General features: G+C 58.7%; 8 protein-coding genes and 2 pseudogenes. 7 read left to right on the top strand and 3 right to left on the bottom strand.

Annotated features, from left to right (window positions below):
• Positions 1-201: 201 nt before the first annotated feature.
• On the bottom strand, positions 202-1020 hold the full coding sequence (locus EJA71_RS14455; protein WP_158957889.1) for an alpha/beta fold hydrolase: 819 nt from the start codon (positions 1018-1020) through the stop codon (positions 202-204).
• A gap of 264 nt (positions 1021-1284) precedes the next feature.
• On the opposite strand from EJA71_RS14455, the gene EJA71_RS14450 reads away from it, so the two are divergent.
• From EJA71_RS14450 to EJA71_RS14440, 3 genes and pseudogenes are all read left to right on the top strand, one after another.
• Positions 1285-2991, top strand: coding sequence for a ShlB/FhaC/HecB family hemolysin secretion/activation protein (locus EJA71_RS14450; RefSeq protein ID WP_158957887.1), 1707 nt, complete (start codon positions 1285-1287; stop codon positions 2989-2991).
• Positions 2992-3016: 25 nt separating this feature from the next.
• A pseudogene (locus EJA71_RS14445) lies at positions 3017-11131 on the top strand (DUF637 domain-containing protein); the annotation flags it as partial.
• A 52-nt stretch (positions 11132-11183) separates the two neighbouring features.
• Positions 11184-11819, top strand: a complete 636-nt coding sequence (locus tag EJA71_RS14440; RefSeq protein ID WP_158957883.1) for a hypothetical protein — start codon at positions 11184-11186, stop codon at positions 11817-11819.
• Between the two features lie 217 nt (positions 11820-12036).
• On the opposite strand, the gene EJA71_RS14435 is transcribed toward EJA71_RS14440, so the two are convergent.
• Positions 12037-13080: an LLM class flavin-dependent oxidoreductase gene (locus tag EJA71_RS14435; RefSeq protein WP_129392825.1), complete on the bottom strand. Its 1044-nt coding sequence runs from the start codon at positions 13078-13080 to the stop codon at positions 12037-12039.
• Positions 13081-13285: 205 nt separating this feature from the next.
• Between EJA71_RS14435 and EJA71_RS27845 the strand changes: the two are divergent.
• Positions 13286-14326: pseudogene (locus EJA71_RS27845) on the top strand (cache domain-containing protein); the annotation flags it as partial.
• A gap of 138 nt (positions 14327-14464) precedes the next feature.
• Positions 14465-15232, top strand: coding sequence for a methyl-accepting chemotaxis protein (locus tag EJA71_RS27840; RefSeq protein WP_371925682.1), 768 nt, complete (start codon positions 14465-14467; stop codon positions 15230-15232).
• A gap of 139 nt (positions 15233-15371) precedes the next feature.
• Here EJA71_RS27840 and EJA71_RS14425 read toward each other — a convergent pair whose 3' ends face one another.
• Positions 15372-15857: a flavin reductase family protein gene (locus tag EJA71_RS14425; RefSeq protein ID WP_158957879.1), complete on the bottom strand. Its 486-nt coding sequence runs from the start codon at positions 15855-15857 to the stop codon at positions 15372-15374.
• A gap of 324 nt (positions 15858-16181) precedes the next feature.
• Here EJA71_RS14425 and EJA71_RS14420 point away from each other — a divergent pair, with 324 nt between their 5' ends.
• Together EJA71_RS14420 and EJA71_RS14415 are read left to right on the top strand one after the other, a co-directional pair.
• Positions 16182-17588 carry a cytosine permease gene (locus tag EJA71_RS14420; protein ID WP_158957877.1) on the top strand — a complete coding sequence of 469 codons (1407 nt, stop codon included), beginning with the start codon at positions 16182-16184 and terminating at the stop codon, positions 17586-17588.
• A gap of 251 nt (positions 17589-17839) precedes the next feature.
• Positions 17840-18940 (top strand): polyamine ABC transporter substrate-binding protein, encoded by a 1101-nt coding sequence (locus tag EJA71_RS14415; protein WP_158957875.1) that lies wholly within the window; start codon positions 17840-17842, stop codon positions 18938-18940.
• Positions 18941-19018: the final 78 nt, after the last annotated feature.

Here is a 19018-nt window from a genome sequence, read left to right as displayed (position 1 = left end):
CTAGGGAGAGGGGGGGTATCGGTAAAATATTATTAAGCTGGGATGTGAAGATAAAATTCTGATGCAGAGGGCTGGGAGCCTTTGAATACGGGGCTTTAGTGACAGCGTTCGGGTGCGGATGGCGCTTGAAGCATGAGCATTTTGTGGCAAGGGAGATGGCTCCCTTGCCACAGGTTCAGCGGCCGGCCTGAGTGCGCGAGGTTATCGCTTGAGGAATGCCAGCAAATCTTCGTTCAACGCCTGCGCATGGGTCACTGCAAACCCATGCGGTGCACCGGCGTAAACCTTCAGCTCGGCGCCTTTGATTTGCGCCGCTGCCAGCTTGCCCGTGGTTTCGAACGGCACGATCTGATCGCCGTCACCATGAATAACCAGGGTCGGCACGTCGATCTTGGCCATGTCCGGGCGGAAGTCGGTTTCCGAGAACGCGGTGACGCAATCCACGGTGCCTTTGAGTGACGCCAGCAGCGCGACGTTGAGGGTTTGCGTGAGCACGCCGTCGGAGACCGTCTGGCCCTGGTTGGTGCCGTAGAACGGTGCGGCGAAATCGGCGATGAATTGCGCACGATCCTTCAGCAAACCAGCCTTGATGCCGTCGAACACCGAGGTGTCGACGCCTTGCGGGAAGTCGGCTTTCTTGCCGAAAAGCGGCGTCACCGCGCCGAGTAGTACCAGCCCGGCCACGCGCTCGCTGCCATGGCGGGCGATATAGCGGCTGACATCGCCGCCGCCCATGGAGAAGCCCACCAGCGTCACGTCGCGCAGGTCTAGATGGTTGATCAGTTGCGCGATGTCGTCAGCGAAGGTGTCGTAGTCATAACCGGTCCACGGCTGATCGGAGCGACCGAAACCACGGCGGTCGAAGGCAATCGTGCGGTAGCCACGGCTGCTCAGATATTCCATCTGGTATTCCCACATGTCGGCATCCAGCGGCCAGCCATGGCTGAACAGCACGGGCTTGCCGCTGCCCCAGTCCTTGAAATAGATCTCGGTGCCGTCTTGGGTGGTGAACGTGCTCATGCAAACTCCTTGCGTCAGGGGGCATCAGTGAAGGCCGAAATGGCCGTTCTCACTATCCACGCAAACGGCTGACGTCACTTGTATGCAGGTGCTGGTTTGGCAGGTAATTCGGTGAAGGCCCTGAGAGAGGCTCCCACGGCAAGTTTTGTTGATTTCCTGATACAAATTCGACAAAACAACGAAACGTTTGTTTGACGTCAAAATGATGGCCATCTAATATCGCGCCACTATTTTGATGTTACTTTATGTTTCGAGGGAGCGATCATGTCCTCACCCGCCCTTGCGGCGAGGTTGTGCCTGGCTTTGCTGTGCCTTTCTCCACTTCAAATCGCTGCTGCTGCACCCACTCCCGGTGACACCGACCTGATCCGCGAACGCCAGAACCGCCTGCTCGAAGAGCAGCAACGGCGTCTCGATGAGCTCAAGGAATTGCCTGGCAAGGATGCCCGGCCGGAACAGCCGGCAGCGCCCACAGATACTCGTTGCTTTCCGATCAAAGACATCGAACTCAAAGGCGCCGACAGCCTGTCGGAGCGTGAGAAAACCCGTTTGCTCAAACCCTACATCGGCGAATGTCTCGGCGTGCCGCAGCTCAACGAGCTGCTGAAAGTCATCACCGATCACTACATCGAAAAGGGATTGGTCACCAGTCGCGCTTATTTGCCGCAACAGGATCTGTCCGGCGGGCACCTGAAAGTGCTGGTAGTCGAAGGCAAGCTCGAAGGCTTGAAGGGCGCCGAGAACAGCAAGATTTCCGAGCGCGAACTGGCGATGGCTTTTCCCGGCAAGGCGGGGGATCTGATCAACCTGCGCGAGATCGAGCAGATGGTCGACCAGCTCAATCGACTGCCGTCCAATCAGGCCAAAATGGAGCTGTCACCGGGCAAGAATGTCGGCGGCAGCGAAGTGCTGGTCAACAATACGCCGCAGAAACCGTGGCGGGCCGGGCTGTCGCGTAACAACGACGGCCAGCGCAGCACCGGTGAGCAGCAATGGGGCACGTCGTTCGATTGGGACAGTCCGTTGGGGCTTGCCGATCAGTTGAACCTGCGTGGCGGTCACGATGCGATGACCGATCACCAGCACACCTCGAACAACGCCATGCTCAACTACAGCATGCCGTGGGGCTGGTGGAATTTCAGTTATACCTACAGTCAGAGCGAGTATCGCTCGCTGATCTCTGCCAGCGGTTTCAACTTCAAACAGACCGGCGACAGCGAAAACCACCAACTGCGCGCCGAGCGCGTGATCCATCGCGACGCCCTGAGCAAAACCTCGCTCAACGCCGGATTGTCGTACCTGCGCACCAACAGTTTCATTGAAGACAGCAAACTCACACTGAGCAGCAACCGCATCAGCGAAGCGCAGTTCGGCTTCAACCATGGTCGTCGGGTCGGCAGTGCGTTCGTCAACTTTGACGCCGGCATGCAGGAAGGCATCGGCGCCTTCGACGCGCAGGGCAGTCACGATCCGGGCCCCGGCGAACCGGACGCGCGCTACCGCAAATACACCGCGACCCTGAGCTACTTGCAGCCTTTCAAAGTGTGGGGCGAGTCGTTCACGTTCAGCAGTTTGATGACCGGTCAGCGCAGTGAAGACTTGCTGTTCAGCCCGCAGCGCACCAGCCTCGGCGGTTCGTCGTCGATTCGTGGCTACAAGGACCAGTCGCTGTCCGGCGACAGCGGCGGTTACTGGCGCAACGATTTGCGCTGGAGCCGTCCGGTGACTGCCGAGTGGCTGCAACCGGTGTTTGCCGAATACGGCACCAGCCTCGGTTACGACCAAGGCGTGATTCGTGGCGATCGTTACAACGCTGATCAGCACGGGCGCATGTCGAGCAACTCCGTGGAGTTGTTCGCCCGTGGTCAGTACGTCGCCGCCAGCGTGACGTTTGCCCATTCCCTGGAACGACCGGACGCGCTGACCGAGCGCGAAGCACCGATCTATTTCCGCCTGGATTTCTTCATTTAATTTTTGCCTGCCCCGAGATTCTGATATGGACATTCGCCACCTGACCTTTTTGGCCGGCCAACCTTCTGCGGCCGTCAAACCGCGCGAACGCTTCTGGGGCATGCCTAAACGCGGCCTCGCGTTCCTGCTGGCCAACGTCATGTTCTGGCAACCGATGTGGGCGCAGGCCGATGGCATCGTCGTCAATGCGCCGGGCACCAGCCTTGATAACGCGGGCAATGGCGTGCCGATCGTCAACATCGCCGCACCCAACGGCAGTGGGCTGTCGCATAACCAGTTTCACGATTACAACGTCGGCGCGCAGGGCGTCATCCTCAACAACGCCACGGCGCGCACGCAGCTGACGCAACTGGGCGGGATCATTCTCGGCAACCCGAACCTGCGTGGTGCGGCGGCACAAGCCATCCTCAACGAAGTCAACGGCGGCAGCCCGAGCCAGTTGCGCGGTTACACCGAAGTGGCAGGGCAGTCGGCACGGGTGATCGTGGCCAACCCTTATGGCATCAGTTGCAACGGCTGCGGCTTCATCAACACCCCACGCGTCACGCTGACCACTGGTAAACCGGTGCTCGACAACGGTCGACTGGATCATTTTCAGGTGGATCAGGGCAGCATCTCCATCGATGGCGTCGGCCTCGATGCGAGCAGCGTCGACAGCTTCGACATCATCACCCGCAGTGCGCAGATCAACGCGCAGATCCACGCCAAGAACCTCAACATCACCACCGGCCGCAACGACGTAAACGCCGACACCCTCGCCGCGACCGCACGCGCCGACGATGGCAGCGCCAAACCACAACTGGCCATCGACTCCTCGGCGCTCGGCGGCATGTATGCCGGTGCGATCAAACTGGTGGGCACCGAGCAGGGCGTCGGCGTGAAACTGGCGGGTGATCTCGCGGCCAGCGCCGGTGACATCCAGATCGACCTCAATGGCCAGTTGAGCATGGCCAAGGTCACGGCGAGCAACGCCGTCGCCATCAACGCTAAAAGCCTCGATGCTCAAGGGCCGGTGTACGCCGGCACGCAACTGAACGTGCAAACCGCCGAGCAACTGATCAACCGCCAAAGCCTGGCCGCCCGCGACGGCGTCAGCCTGAGCAGCGGCGGCAAGCTGACCAACAATGGTGTGATTGAAGCCGGGGTGAATGCCGACAACAGTCGCAATGCCACCGGTGATCTGTCCATCAACAGCGCCGCCGTGAGCAACACTGGCAGTGTCTTGGCCAGTCGAAACCTGAACGCCACTGCCGCGACCGTGTTCGACAATCAGAACGGCATCGTCCAGGCAAAAACCGTCACGCTCAACGCTGGGCGTTTGGTCAACAAAGGCGTGAATGCACGCCTTTACGGTGAGACCCGCCTGGCCTTGAGTGCACCGGCCATCGTCAACCTGAATGGTCTGATCCGCTTTGCCGATGGGCAAGCGGCGACCCTGGTGGTCGACAGTCTGGACAACCGTCACGGCCGCATCGAAATCGCCGGCGGCAGCCTCAAGCTCAATGCCCGAGAAGTGAAAAACAGCGACGGCAAAATCATCGCCGGGCGCCTGGACATCGACGCCCGCCAACTCGACAACAGCAGCGGCCTGATCGGCGCCAGCCAGAGCGACGCCAAGGTGCTCGCCCGTGAGCGTCTGGACAACGGCAAAGGCAAGCTTCAGGCGAAAACCACGCTGGCGGTGTCTGGCGGCGAATTGCTCAATCAGGGCGGTACGCTGGCCGCTGACCAGATCAAGGTCACAGCGGCGCGCCTCGATAACAGCGACAAAGGTGTCATCAGTGCCGAAAACGGTACGGCCGAACTGACGCTGACGCAGGACCTGGATAACCACGACGGCAAGCTGCAAGCCTCGGATCGCCTGACGGTGGCCGCACAGAGCATCAACAATCGCAACGCCAGCCTGACCGGTAAAACCCTTGAGGTGACCAGCGTCGACACGCTCGACAACACTCAAGGCACGATTTCCTCCGCCGAAACGGTGGTCACCAGCGCAGACCTGGACAACAGCCAAGGTCTGATTCAAGGCACCGATCGCCTCAACCTGACCGCGCAGGATGTGCAAAACGCTAGCGGCAAACTGTTGGGTGGCGTGGTCGAGGCCAACCTGCGCAATCTCACCGGCAACAACGACGGCGCGATCAGCGCCGAAACCGGCCAGCTCACGCTGGTGGTGCAGCAGCACCTGAACAACGCTTTGGGGCGGCTGCAATCCAGTCAGGCGGACGTCGAGATTCAGGCCGGTTCGGTCGACAACCGTGGCGGGGTGGTCGCCGCGAAACAACTGTTGCTAGTGGCGAAGGACGGCCACGTCGACAACCGCGGCGGGCGCATGATCGCCGACGGTCTAGAGCTGCACGCCGCGAGCCTCGATAACAGTGACAGCGGCCTGTTGGCGGCGGGTGCCGATGGCGCGCGATTGATCCTCACGCAAACTGCGCCGGGCCAATCGCAACTGCTCAACCACAAGGGCCGGATCCAGAGCGAGGCCGACCTGCACATCGAAAGCGCTGTCGTCGATAACAGCGCTGGCGTCCTGCTCGGCAACACCATCGACATCCACGCCACGCAACTGAGCAACAACGACAAGGGCGGTATCGTCGGCAATGGCGGTGATGTTGTGCTCAACATTGCAGGTGTCTTCAGCAACGTGACCGGTGTGGTCGATGCTGGCGATCAGCGCCTGCTGCTCGATCAACTGACCTCGCTGGACAACCGTGGCGGCACCCTGCAAGGCAAGCGTCTGGACATCACCAGCGCGGCGATCAACAACAACGCAGGCGGGCAAATCATCGCCGGCAGCGACGGCCTGAAAATCACCGGCAAAACCCTGCTCAACCAGCAAGGCATCATCCTCGCCAACGGCAGTCACGCCGAACTGGCACTGGGCACCGGCAGCCTGCAGAACCAGGGCGGCACCCTGCAAGCCGACTCGTTGAACATCACCAGCGCCGACCTCGACAACAGCGCAGTCAACGGCAAGGCCGGGCTGATTTCCAGCCTGATCGATGACTTGACGCTGACCGTAACCCGCCTGACCAACCGCGCCGGCAAACTGTTCGGCAAGGATCAGGTGATCTTCAACGGCACCAGTCTGGACAACACCGGCGGCGAGATCAGTGGCAATCAACTGGGCCTCGACGCGGTTGGGCAGATTCTCAATCAGGGCGGCCTGATCGAATCGGCCACCAGTCTCAAGCTGACGGCCAGCGGCCTGGATAACAGCGCTGGCGGCCAAGTCCGCGCACTGGGGGGCGCCTCCAGTCAAATCAAACTGACCGGCAACCTCAACAACCAGAGCGGCATCATCGAAATCGGCAGCCAGGATTTGGTGCTGTCCGGCGCGCAACTGAATAACCTCAGCGGCAACGTGCGCCACGCGGCGCAGGGTTTGTTCGATCTGGACCTGACTCAACTGACCGGCACCCAGGGCAGCCTCACCGGTCTGGGCAAGGGCGTGTGGGATGTCGGCGCGGTCAACGGCGTCGGCACTTGGCAACTGAACGGCGGGCTGACTTATACCAGTGCGCAGGACCTGACGCTCAACGCCGGCGACCGCATCGCCAGTGCGTCGACGCTGAACCTCAATGTCGCCAACCTGAGCAACGCCGGGCAATTGGCGAGCGACGGTGACCTGACCCTGAACCTGGGCGGAAATCTGCTCAACAGCGGTAAAGTCTCGGCGCAGCAGAAACTTACGATCAACGCCAACGACGTGATTCAACAGGACGGTCGACTGGTCAGCGGTGGCGATACCGTCATGACCCTGCGCGGCACGCTGGATAACCTTGGCCGCTTGATCGCCAACCAGAACCTCACGGTGACGGCGGCGCAGATCAACAACAAAGGCACCCTCGGTGCCCAAGGCAATCTCGAATTCACCGCCGCCAACGGCATTTACAACGGTGCCGATACGCTGCTGTTCAGCGGCGGCACGATGAAGCTGCACGGCAACAGCCTGAACAACTTCTACGGCGACATCTACAGTCGCGGCAACCTGAGCTTCGACGCCGTCGGTGGTGGTCGCGCTGCAGTGTTCAGCAACTTGTCGGGCACCGTCGAAGGCGAGGGTGACATCGACATCAACGCGGTCTCGGTGGAAAACGCCAAGGCCGAATTCGAGCTGACCTCGGGGCAGTCGTCCGGCAGCCTGAGCTGGGTATGCGGTCAGCACTGCGGTGGCGGTGACGGCTGGAAGCGCGGCTACATCACCATCACCACTGACTTCAATGATCAGGTGGTCAAGGACTCACGCGCGGCACGCTTCGTCGCCGGGAAGAACCTCAACATCCACGCCAACCGGGTGGAAAACCGTTACAGCCTGTTGGCCGCCAACGGTGATTTGACGGTGACCGCCGACAGCTTGCTGAACCAGGGCGCGGAGTCGCGCTCGGGCCACCGCGTGGTACAGATCGGTACGCCGGAACACATCGCCAACAGCCTGTGGGATCAGATGGAGTTCATCGATATCCCGGCGTTCAACGCAGCGACGGCGGCGGGGAATTTCGATCAGGCGCGGTTTGACGAACTGGTCAGTCGCTCCAGCGACTCACGCTTTGCCCAGACCAGTGACGTCACCACCTGGAATGAAAACGGCAACACCGTCTACTCGGCCGTGATGCAGGCCGGCGGCAAGGTCAAACTCGACGTCGCCAACAGCATCCAGAACGGCACGCTGTACGACAACACCTATGGTCAACTGACCGGCGCCTTGTCCAGCGACCAGACCGACGCGGTTGGTGGCATCAACATCAACCTCGGTAAGCACAGCACCGACGCCAGCGCGCAGACGCCGAAATCCGTCACCCGTATCGAACACATCGACGCCGATGGCGTGAAGCAGATCAGCTTCGTACCCGTGGACTTCAAAGGCGTGCCGTTTGCGGCGGTCGATCCAACGGCGTCCTCGACGTTCCGTTTGCCGAAAGGCCCGTACGGCATGTTCGTGCAGAGCAGCAATCCGCAGAGCCGCTACCTGATCGAGACCAACCCGGAGCTGACCCAGACCGCGCCGTTCATGAGTTCCGACTACCTGCTCGGCAAACTCAATTTCAGCGCCGATGAAACCGCACGCCGCCTCGGCGATGGCCGCTATGAATCGCGCCTGATCAGCGACGCCGTCATGGCCCAGACCGGTCAGCGTTTCCTTGCCGGCGGCCTGGAGAATGACTACGAGCAATTCCGTTACCTGATGGATAACGCGCTCGCCAGCAAGAACGAACTGAACCTGTCGGTCGGCGTCAGCCTGACCTCGGAACAGGTCGCCGCACTGACCCACGACATCGTGTGGATGGAAGAACGCATCGTCGACGGCCAGAAAGTGCTGGTGCCGGTGCTGTATCTGGCCCAGGCCGAATCGCGCAACGTGCGCGGCGGCAGCCTGATTCAGGGCCGCGACCTGGAGCTGATCGCCGGTAATGACCTGGTCAACGTCGGCACCCTGAGTGCGAGCAAAGACGTCTCTGTCGATGTGAAGGGCAGCCTCTATCAGGGCGGCCTGGTCGAAGCCAATGAGCGCATCAAACTCATGGCCACCGACAGCATTCGCAACGCACTGGCCGGCGAAATCCGTGGCAACCAAGTCGAACTGACCAGCCTCAAAGGCGACATCGTCAACGATCGCACCGCCATTGCCGTGCGCGACGGCAACGGCATGCGCACCCTCGTCGATGACGGCGGCAACATCAGCGCACGGGACAGCCTGACCATCAAATCGGGCAACGATCTGGTCAACTCGTCATCCATCAGCAGCGGCGGCGACGCCAGCCTGAGCGCGGCCCGCGACATCAACCTGTTGGCGACGCGCGAAGAAAACGAACTGCACGAATCGTTCGATGGCGGCCATCGCTCAATCATTACCACCACCGTGGACAATCTGTCCTCGACGGTGAAAACCGGTGGCAACCTGAAGCTTGATGCCGGTCGCGACATCAACGTCGTCGCCAGCACCGCCGAAGCCAAAGGCAACCTCACCGCCGACGCCAAGCGCGACATCTTCATGACCTCGGCCGGCGACGAAAACAACGTCGAAACCCACAGCAAGGACGGCAAGAAACGCGTCCATGAAGAAGACAACCACACCGTCCAGAAAGCCGCTGAATTCATCGCTGGCGGCGACGTAAAAACCAACTCTGGCCGCGACACCACACTGGTCGCGAGCAAGATCAGCGCAGGCAACGAAGCCTACGTCTATGCCGGCAACAACCTGAACCTGCTGGCGGCGCAGAACAAGGATTACACCCTTTACGACATGAAGGAGAAGGGTGGTTTCGGCAACCTGAAACTGCAACGCGACGAAGTCACCGACACCACCTACGTCGGCAGCGAAATCAAAACCGGCGGCAACCTCTCACTGGTCAGCAAGGGCGATCAACGCTACCAGGTCGCCAAGCTCGACAGCGGCAAGGACATCGTCCTCGACAGCGGCGGCTCCATCACCTTCGAAGGGGTGAAAGATCTGCACGATGAGAGCCATACCAAAACCAACAACAACGCCGCGTGGGTCTCAGCGAAAGGTCGCGGCAACACCGACGAAACCCTGCGTCAGACGCAGATGATCGCCAAGGGCAACATCATCATCAAAGCGGTCGACGGGCTGAAGATTGATATCAAGGATGTCAATCAGGAGTCCGTGAGCCAGACAATCGACACGATGGTCAAGGCCGACCCGCAACTGGCGTGGTTGAAGGACGCCGAGGCACGGGGGGATGTGGATTGGCGGCGCGTGAAGGAGATTCACGAGTCGTTCAAGTATGAGAATTCGGGCGTTGGTCCGGCAGCACAAATCGCTATCGCGATCATGATGTCGTTCGTAATGGGGCCGGGTGGGTTGGCTCTGGTCAGTGGAGGCTTCACCGGCGTCGTTGCTACCAGTCTGGCGACGACGGCTGTAACCAGCACCATCAGTAACAAAGGCAATCTGGGTGCTGCCTTCAAAGAAACATTCAGTGCCGACAGCCTGAAGGGTGCAGCCATCGCGGGATTCACGGCGGGCATGCTCGATTACGCGGATGCCAACTGGTTTGCGGCTGGGAACAGCAAAACAGCGAGCATTTTAACCAGCAGCAACTTTACCGATGTCGCGATCCGCACTACAGGACGTGCTGTCATTTCCAGTGGCATCTCCACGACCATCGGCGGCGGTAGTTTTGCTGATAACTTCGGATCTGCGTTGCTGGGAGAAGCGGGCAATGTCGCCATGGCGACGGGATTCAATTTTGTTGGCGACAACACAATCAAGTTTCCGGAAGGCAGTATTGAAAAGGTAGTAGCGCATGCGTTGATGGGTGGTTTGATCTCCCAAGTCATGGGCGGGGATTTTGCTACGGGCGCTGCTGCGGCCGGGCTGAACGAAGCCGCGATGAATGTGCTCATCGACTTCGCTGGCGGCAATGACCAAATGCAGGTGATGCTGTCCCAGTTGACGGGCGTTCTCGCTGCAGCCCTAGTGGACGGCGATTCACAGTTGGGAGCCAGCATCGCCGGGAGTGCCACAACCTACAACTATCTCTACCACCGTGAGGTGAAAGAGATGCTCGCTGAAATGGACAGCAAAACCACGGAGAAGGAAAAGCTTGCTGTCAGGGATAAATATGAAGCGCTCGATAAAATGCGAGAAATGGAAATCAGTGGGGTATGTGAGAAAACACCTGATACGTGCCGCCAAATCGCACATGATCTCGCTGATGATGATCAAAAATTTTCAGAGCTAGTCAAGAAATTAAGGGTTGAAGGACGGGGCGCAGAGGCCGCTTGGGTTGGTGATGTCCAATCGAGAAATTTGAGCTCTACCGCGGGCATGGCTGGTGTAGTGAACTCCCAAGACAGCGGGTTCTTCACGAAAGTTGGTGCAGAACTGGTCAAGGTCGGCGCAATTTTCTTACCAGGTAGAATCGATGCGAAGGGTACAATTCCTGAGAATTTGAGTCCTCAGGGGGCTGGTCGAGGGGGAGCGTTTAACGAAGCGAAACGCCAATCAGGTATCCCGACAAGTCAACAACCTAGCCGGGTGCTGCCAAGTGTTGACAAACGGGGCAACCCTCAGCCTGGGACAATCTACGAATTTGATGTTCCTGCTTCAGGAGGTGGGGTTCGTACGGTGAGAATTCGCGATGATGCGGGAGGCCATGATTATGGTGAGGGAGATCCGCAAAATCGGGGTTCTCATTTTAATGATGAAGCAGGAAACCATTATGACTACTGAAATTAATATTTTAAGAGTGCCTGATGTTGCTGCCTCTAATGACGTGATTAATCTACCGCGAGCTAATGAGAGTGGCGATTTGGTGATTTCGGCGGCGAGTTTTTTAATTCCGTGTTCTTCGCATGATTTCTCGATTTTAGTACTGAGTTATATTCGAAAAGAAATCGACAAAAAACTATCTGGGTATGGCCTTTATGCATTCATAGGTAATTCAACTTGGCAGCCAGATACCAGAGTAGTCAGGTATCGGGGTTTGTGGGGGGGGTTGAAATCGCGAGGAGTCAACCTGATTGGTGGGACTCAAGCGAAAGAGGTTGTCGTCGAATGTGATGGGAAATTGAAGTTTTTTGGCATGCTGTGTGTATCAGGTGTGGCAGATAGATTGATATTGAACGCTGTTCTGAATGAGAGATGTTCATATTTAGTCGCCTTGCCTAAAAATCATTTGGAAGAAATAACATTGGGTACGGGATGGACTGGTAATACAGTTGAGGATTCAAGATTTTTATATGATGTATTTGAAAAGGAGGGGTTGTTAGTTAAAAAAGTTGGTGAGTTTGATGATCCTCACAAAGGCTTCCTTGCTATGGGATGTTCTGGGGTGGTGTGTAAGTTGTTTGATTGATAGGTGGATGAATGGATGAGGAAGGGCTGAGCTCAGACAGGATGCGGCGAAGGGCACTACAGATGATCTGAAGGATGCAGGAGGCAACAAGTACTTTTTTGGCGGTGATGCCTGACCGGTGAAGCTGCAAGCGACCCTGGATTTAATCGATTTCGACTAAAACAAAAAAACGCCCCAAATTAACCGGGGCGTTTTTCATTCACTCAATCCCAAGGGCTCACCGAAACGCCGGCACCACATGCTTGATAAACAATTCCAGCGATTTCTTCTTCTCCGCATGCGGCAAGCTGTTATCGCACCAGAAACTGAACTCATCCACCCCCAGTTCCTGGTAGTACTTGATCCGCGGAATGATTTCTTCCGGCGTGCCGATCATGGCGGTCTTGTGCAGGCTTTCCAGTTCAAACTCCGGACGTCCGGCAAACTTCTCTTCCGGACTTGGGTCGAGGAAGCCGTTGACCGGCGTTGCCTTGTTGCCAAACCACGCATCGAAGGTGCGGTAGAAACGCGAGATCGCTTTGGCGCCGACTTTCCAGCCGTCAGGGTTATCAGCGGTGTGCACGTGGGTGTGGCGCAGCACCATCAGTTGCGGACGTGGCACGTCTGGGTTGTTGTCCAGCGCTGTCTGGAACTTGTTCTTCAGATCGAGGACTTCTTCGTCGCCTTTCATCAGCGGCGTGACCATGACGTTGCAGCCGTTGGCCACGGCGAAGTTGTGCGAGTCCGGGTCGCGGGCGGCGATCCACATCGGCGGATTCGGTTTTTGAATCGGCTTCGGCACGCTGGTCGAAGTGGGGAATTTCCAGATGTCGCCGTCGTGGGCGTAGTCGCCTTGCCACAGGGCGCGGACCACCGGAACCATTTCGCGCAGCGCCTGGCCGCCGGATGAGGCAGGCATGCCGCCGGCCATGCGGTCGAATTCAACCTGATAAGCGCCACGGGCCAGGCCGACTTCCATGCGGCCGTTGCTGATGACGTCGAGCAAGGCGCATTCACCGGCGACCCGCAACGGGTGCCAGAACGGCGCGATGATGGTGCCGGCGCCGAGGTGGATGGTCGTGGTTTTGGCCGCGAGGTAGGCCAGCAGCGGCATTGGGCTCGGCGAGATGGTGTATTCCATGGCGTGGTGTTCGCCAATCCACACGGTGCTGAAACCACCGGCCTCGGCCATCAAGGTCAGTTCGGTCAGGTCTTCGAACAGTTGGCGGTGGCTGACGCTTTCGTCCCAGCGTTCCATGTGTACGAACAGGGAAAATTTCATGACGCTACCTCGGATCTTTTGTTGATGGCCGGTCGTTTGCGGGCCTGTGTCACTGGCGTGAGCGCTGAACGCTCGCAAGTCTTCTCACCATTCAAGCACGCCTTCGAGGACGGCTGGTCGGTTGATTGAATATTGGTATACCATAATACGGAATATCCGCAAAATATTTCTGACCGACACTTCGAACAAGGAAGGCGCAGTAAACATGAACATAAAACAAAAATTGACTCTGGCGTTCGCGGTGATCGCCAGCCTGCCGGTGTTGCTGGTGGCCGTGCTGATCATCCTCAATGTGCGCGACGGGGCGCGGGACAACTTTATCGACAGCACCGGAAGGGAGGTGCGCCAGGTCGAGAACGCCATGCAGTTGTTCTTCGAGGGCATCAGCCAGAACGTCGCCTATCTGGCTGAGCATCCGCAGTTGCAGGGCATTGATGGCAGCCTTAAACGCTACCTGAGCAGTGACGCCGCGCAGATCCCGATGGGGCCGCAGGATCAGCAGGTGTTCGCGTTGTTCGCCGGGCTGGCCAAGGCCCATCCGGCTTACACCTATCTCTCGTTGGGCACCGAGCAGGGCGGTTACCTGTTCTGGCCGGGCGACCCGAAACTGGCGAGTTACGATCCGCGCACGCGGCCCTGGTACAAAACCGCGATGGCCAATCCCGGCAAGACGCTGCGCACCGATGCCTATTACTGGGCAGCGGACGATGTGGTGCTGGTGAGTACTGTGCGCAGTTTCAACAATCAGTTGGGCAGCAACGCCGGGGTTGTGAATATCGATGTGTCGCTCAAGCAACTGACCGATCTGGTCAAGCAGATCCGCCTCGGGGACAGCGGTTATCTGATGCTGATGGAAGCCAACAACACAGTGTTGGTTGACCCGAGCGATCCGGCGCACAACTTCAAGCAACTCACCGATCTGGGCGAGGGCTACAAACAACTGGCCGAGGCGGGCAAAGGTCTGGTGGAAGTCGAATTGGCCGGCGAGCGCTACATGGCGCTGGTCTGGCCGTCGGAGTCGCTGGGCTGGCGCTTCGTCGGTGTGGTCAAGGCCAGTGAAGTCATGGCCGGCGCCACGCGGCTGACCTGGATCATCGGCGCCATCGCTGTTGCCTGCGCGCTGCTGTTCGCCATGGCCGGTGCGTGGTTTGCCGGGTTGATGGTCAAGCCGATTCGTGGCGTGGCCAGTGGTCTGGAAGGCATTGCACAGGGTGAGGGCGATCTGACCGCGAGACTGGATGTACGCGGGCAGGATGAAACCGCGCAACTGGCTGGCTGGTTCAACCAGTTTCTCGAGGCGATCCGCACGTTAATCCAGCGCATCGGTCAGGCGGCCGGGCAGATTCACAGCAGCTCTGGCAGCGCCACCGAGGTTTCGGCGGAAATGGCTGAAGTCGCCTCACGGCAGCGCGAAGCGGTGGACATGGTCTCAACGGCGTTCCACGAAATGGTCGCCACCTCCAACGAAGTCGCGCGTTCGTGCAGCCAGGCGGCGGACTCTGCCGACAACGGCCAGCGCCAGGCTCACGCCGGGCAACAGCAGATCGACGCGGCGGTGAACAACGTCGGGCGCCTGAGCCAGGAGATCGGCCACAGCGCCGAGTCGATGCAGCAATTGGAGCAGGACAGCAACGACATTCAGTCGATCCTCGGCACCATCCGCTCCATCGCCGAACAGACCAATCTACTGGCGTTGAACGCGGCAATCGAAGCGGCGCGGGCAGGGGAGCAGGGACGCGGTTTTGCCGTGGTCGCCGACGAAGTGCGCGCGCTGGCCAAGAGAACCGCAGACTCGACCGGCGAGATCGACGCTTTGCTCGGTAACCTGGCACGACGCACTCATCAAATGGGCAAGCAAATGCACGCCAGCCTTGAGGTGTCGCAGGACACTGTGCTGTCGATCAACGAGGCGCGTGCGAGTTTTGGATTGATACGTGAGTCCGTGGACGTGATCCGCGACATGAACACGCAGATCGCCACGGCGGCGGAAGAACAGCATCAGGTCGCCGAGGACATCAATCGGCATATCAGCCAGATTCACGGGGATGCGCAGTTGGTGGCGAGTCTGGCGGATTCGACGCGCCAGGATGCGCAGAATCTGACGGCGTTGTCGCAGACGTTGAATCAGTTGGTGAGTCGTTTCCGGACCTGATATTCATTACCGGGTCACATAAAAACCTGTGGGAGCTGGCTTGCCAGCGATGGCGTCATTACTGTCAATATTGATGCTGACTGAACTGACGCTATCGCTGGCAAGCCAGCTCCCACAGGGTTATGTGTTGATTGAGGAATCAAGCCACCGCAGGCAACGCACCCATCTTCCCGTGGCAATACACCAACGGTGCGGACACTTGCTCCGGCACGATCAGATTCTTCACCGCGCCGACCATGATCGCGTGGTCGCCACCTTCGTATTCGCGCCACAACTCGCACTCGATCACCGCCGTGGCATTGGCCAGAATAGGGTTGCCCAACTCGCTCAACGTCCACTCGATACCCTGCGCCTTGTCCTTGCCTTTACGGGCGAAGGCGTAGGCTTCGCTTTGCTGTCCGCCGGAGAGAACATGGATGGCGAAGCGTTTGTTCTTGATCAAGACCGGATAGGAATCGGAGCTGTAGTTGGGGCAGAACAGCACCAGCGCCGGGTCCATCGACAGCGAACTGAACGCGCTGGCGGTCAGGCCGATGATCTGGCCGTCGTCATCCAGCGTGGTGATAACAGTGACGCCGGACGGGAACGAGCCCATGACTTGTTTGTAGATGGCAGCATCGATCATTGGGTAGTCCTCGGGTGTTGTGACGCGGTTTTTATGTGTTTGTAGGTCTGATGGTATACCGTAATACATTCTTTGCAAGGGATTTTCAGGTGAACCGATAAACGTGCTTCTTTCGTCGGAAAGTCAATGTTTACGGGGCTTTCGGCTAGTCAGCGAAGGGCAGGATCAGCGAGGATATCAGCGCAGATCGCGTTCAAATCAGCGGATCAGTCTTGTGCAAAGTTTGGAATACCATAATATGGTCGGCATCTGAGGGGCGGCCATAGAGTCCCCCCGGTTTGGCTTCATACAACGATAAGAACAGACAAACTCGAGTTCATGCATATGTCCCAGATGTCCCGGCAAGATCCGTTGATCGAGAACCATACGGTCGACTATGTCCCACTCGCGGAACGCCACGGGAAGGCCCGCGACCTGTTCACCCTTTGGTTCAGCACCAACATTGCGCCACTGCCCATCGTCACCGGCGCCATGGTGGTTCAGGTGTTCCATCTCGATTTGCTCTGGGGGCTGCTGGCAATTGCGCTCGGGCACATGATCGGCGGCGTGGTGATTGCGCTGGCCTCAGCGCAAGGTCCGCGCATGGGCATTCCGCAGATGGTCCAGAGTCGCGGCCAGTTCGGGCGCTACGGCGCGCTGTTGATCGTGTTTTTCGCGGCGATCATCTACATCGGTTTCTTCATTTCCAACATCGTCCTTGCCGGCAAATCCATCGTCGGCATTGCGCCGTCGGTGCCGGCGCCGTTGAGCATCCTGATCGGTGCGTTGGCGGCCACGGCCATCGGTGTGATCGGCTACAACTTCATCCATACGCTGAACCGTATCGGCACCTGGGTGATGGGCAGCGCGCTGCTGGCGGGTTTCATCTACATCTTCGCCCATGATTTGCCGGCGGACTTCTTCACTCGCGGCAGTTTCAACCTGTCCGGCTGGCTGGCGACGGTGTCGCTGGGGATCATCTGGCAGATCAGCTTCTCGCCGTACGTGTCCGACTACTCGCGTTACCTGCCGGCCGACATCGGCATCGCCAAGCCGTTCTGGGCGACCTATCTGGGCGCGACGCTCGGCACCATTCTGTCGTTCACCTTCGGCGCGGTGGCTGTGCTGGCAACGCCGGAAGGCACTGAAGCGATGGTTGCGGTCAAGCAGTCCACCGGTTGGCTGGGGCCGATTCTGATGGTGCTGTTCCTGCTCAACATCATCAGCCACAACGCGCTCAATCTGTACGGCGCGGTGCTGTCGATCATCACCTCGATCCAGACCTTCGCCAGCCAATGGACGCCGAGCATCAAGGTACGTGTGGTGCTGTCGAGTGTGGTGCTGGCGGGCTGCTGCGTGGTGGCGCTCGGGGCCTCGGCGGATTTCATTTCCGAGTTCATCGGGCTGATTCTGGCGCTGCTCTTGGTGCTGGTGCCGTGGGCGTCGATCAACCTGATCGACTTCTATCTGATCAAGCGCGGTTGCTACGACATTACGTCGATCTTCCGCGCCGATGGCGGGATCTACGGACGCTTCAACCTGCACGCGATCATCGCCTATTTCATCGGCATCATCGTGCAATTGCCGTTCGCCAATACGTCGCTGTACGTCGGGCCTTACGCCAATCTGGTTGATGGCGCGGATCTGTCGTGGCTGGTCGGCCTGGTGGTCACTGTTCCGCTGTATTACTGCCTGGCGACACGCGGCCAGGCTCAGCAGAGCAGGGCGGCGAAGTTGGGTTACACCGATTGACGCAGTCCGCGTAAACAATAATGCCCGGCCATGTGCCGGGCATTGTTTTGTCCGCATCCCAGCGGTCATTCATATTGGCCACATCGATCCCCTTTTGGCCAATCACCCACTGTGAACCGGCTACGCTGTCAGCAAGAATCAAAACCACAATTAAACGCTGGACTATTTTTGCCCTTGGCTACCTTTCAAGCCGCTGCCGTGTACAGAACATAAAAACCATCGAACTCACGCCGCATTTTGGGGAAACAACCATGGTCACGATGAAACGCATTCTGGGTGCCACCGTGTGTGGGCTGACGCTGTTGGCCAGCGCCGTCCAGGCCGAGCAGCGCGAACTGCGCGTGTACAACTGGGCGGATTACATCCTGCCCTCCGTGCCCAAGGATTTCGCGGCAAAAAGCGGCATCAAAGTGACCTGGGACACCTTCGATACCAACGAATCCCTGGAAGCCAAACTGCTCACCGGCAACTCCGGTTATGACTTGGTCGTGCCGTCCAACCAGTTCCTCGAAACGCAGATCAAGGCGGGCGTGTTCCAGAAACTCGACAAGTCGAAACTGCCGAACTGGAGCCACCAGGATCCGGAGCTGTTGAAACTGCTCGGCAAGAACGATCCCGGCAACCAGTACGGCGTGCCTTACATGGTCGGCACGGTGCTGATCGGCTTCAACCCGGCCAAGGTCAAGGCCGCATTGGGTGACAACGCGCCGGTGGACAGTTGGGATCTGGTGTTCAAACCCGAGAACATGGAAAAGCTCAAATCCTGCGGTGTAGCGATGCTTGATTCGCCGACCGAAATTCTGCCGTTGGCTCTGCATTACCTCGGCCTCGACCCGAACAGCCAAAACCCCGCCGACTATGAAAAAGCCAAAGAGCTGATGCTCAAGGTTCGCCCCTACGTGACCTACTTCAACTCGGCCAAATACATGACCGACATCGCCAACGGCGACATCTGCGTGGCCATCGGTTACTCCGGCAGCTTCTATCAGTTCGGCAACCGTGCCAAAGAGGCGAACAATGGCGTGGTGGTCGACTGGCGCTTGCCGAAGGAAGGCGCGCCGATCTGGTTCGACACTTTCGCGATTCCGAAGAGTGCGAAGAATGTCGAAGAGGCCCACGAATTCCTCAACACCTTGCTCGATCCGAAAGTCATTGCGCCGATCAGCGACTTCCTCGGCTACCCGAATGCAAACAAGGATTCGATACCGCTGATCAACAAAGAGATCACGGACAACCCGAACCTGACACCGACCCCGGAAGCGCTGAAAAACCTCTATGTCGTGCAGCCATTGCCGCAGAAGCTCGAACGCGTGCGTACCCGCGTCTGGACCAACATCAAATCTGATAAGTAACACCGATCCCCTGTAGGAGTGAGCCTGCTCGCGATAGCGGTCGGTCAGTCAATATCGCCTTGTCTGACAAGCCGCTAT

The sequence above is a fragment of the Pseudomonas sp. PB106 genome (assembly GCF_009764645.1).
Taxonomy (GTDB): domain Bacteria; phylum Pseudomonadota; class Gammaproteobacteria; order Pseudomonadales; family Pseudomonadaceae; genus Aquipseudomonas.
This window is presented reverse-complemented; position numbering and strand designations above follow the sequence as displayed.